This is a genomic window from Streptomyces sp. NPDC054863 (assembly GCF_053610825.1).
Genome location: NZ_JBSGZD010000552.1, coordinates 1 through 1,586, shown reverse-complemented (window position 1 = coordinate 1,586; position 1,586 = coordinate 1). Strand labels below are relative to the sequence as shown.

The window sequence follows — 1,586 nt, the reverse complement described above, 5'->3', positions numbered from 1 at the left end:
GCCCAGCGCCGTCGTGTACTGCGACAGCACCAGCTTGCCGATCGCCGGGTACGCGCCGAGCGGCTCGGCGAACGCGCAGCCCGCCTCCTTCGCGGCCGTCTCCAGCAGGTCGGAGGCGACCTCCGGGCCGATCAGGTACGGCGCGAGCGCCAGGTTCGCGGAGCCCGAACCGCGGAGCTGCTCGGCGATCGAGGCGATCGAACCCTCCTCGTCGAGCGCGGCGGCCATCACCGGCACCGCGAGGCGCGCGGCCAGCAGCATGCCGGTGATCCCGGCCGCCTGAACGGCCTCCTCGCCGCCGACCGTGGCCAGCACGATGCCGTCGGCCGCCGTGGCGACCGTGAACAGCCTGGCGCGGTCGGCGCGCGACAGACCGGCCTCCGAGAGGCGTACGTGCAGGGCTTCCGCGAGCAGCGGGTGCGGGCCGAGCACGTCGGTCAACTCGGCGGCTGCGTGGCTGTCCACGAGCGTCTGCCGTATGCGGCGCATCGTGGAGGCCTCGGGCCCGGCCAGCAGCGGCACGACGACGGCGACGGGGCCCTCGGGCGGCGACACCTCGCGGCCGACGGCCAGGGCCAGCTCGTAGCGGGCGGTGCGCTCGGCGGCGGCGTGCGAGAGCACGGCGTCCAGCGTCGGGTACTCGCTCTGGTCGTCACCGTCGAGGTATCCGATGCGGGCGTCGAGGCCCGGCAGCTCGGAACGGGCGATGCTCAGAAGTTCTTCCGCCAGGCTGCGCGTGGCGGTGGACGGCTCGCCGGGAACGGCGAGAACAAGTGCGGGCGCGCCCTCGGGAGCCGCCACGGGCTCCGGACGGCGATGGCGTCCGGGCTGGCGGGGTCGAGGCATTCGTACAGGCAGGCCGGAGGCGGGCCCAGTGGGGGAGCTCATGGCGCCGCATGCTACTGGCTTTGCGGGTGCGGCTGTTCGGGGAGGGTGTATTCGAGCGGTATCTGTCCCGTTTTATCCAGGGCATGACGGTGGATGACGGTGAATGCGCGGCAAATCAACGGGTTTGATGTCCCGATACGTGAAGCATGTACGGGTCATACGGAAATGCCAGGCTATGGGTCGCGAGCGCCGAGGCGATCTCCAGCGCCCCGTCGAGCGGATCCCCCGCCGCGGGCACCGGCCTGGCGTGCGGCAGCTCCTGCGCGAGCGCTTCGTACAGCGGTACGAGGAGGGGCTCGCCCAGCTTCAGCAGCCCGCCGGTGAGTGCCACCTCGCAGGCCGGGGTCGTCTCGCAGACCCGGGGCGCCATGCCGGTCTCGCCCGCCGCGCCCGCCGCGCCCGCTGCGCCCGCCGTGCCCGCCGTGCCCGTCCCCTTCGGCTCACCCGGATCGACAGGCCGCGGGCACACCGCTGCCGCCGTGTCCGCGATGTGCCGGGCGGCCTCCCGCAGGATGCCCTCCGCCACCGGGTCCCCGGATGCGCACGCGGCCACCTCCGGGGCGAACGAGGCGAGGACGGCGGGCCGGTCCGTACGCGGGTACAGCAGCCCCGGCAGCCCCGCCGCAGGCCCGAGCACGGCCTCCAGGCGCCCGAGCAGGGCGGCCGATCCACCGCACCGTCCGTCGTGGGCGCGCATC

Annotated in this window: 1 protein-coding gene and 1 pseudogene; both read right to left on the bottom strand. The window is 74.3% G+C overall.

Annotation, left to right across the window (positions count from 1 at the left end; genetic code table 11):
- A partial coding sequence (locus ACWGIG_RS38835; RefSeq protein WP_453326432.1) for a sirohydrochlorin chelatase occupies nucleotides 1-888 on the bottom strand: 888 nt, incomplete at its 3' end.
- Nucleotides 889-1,003: 115 nt separating this feature from the next.
- A pseudogene (locus tag ACWGIG_RS38830) lies at nucleotides 1,004-1,586 on the bottom strand (hypothetical protein); the annotation flags it as partial.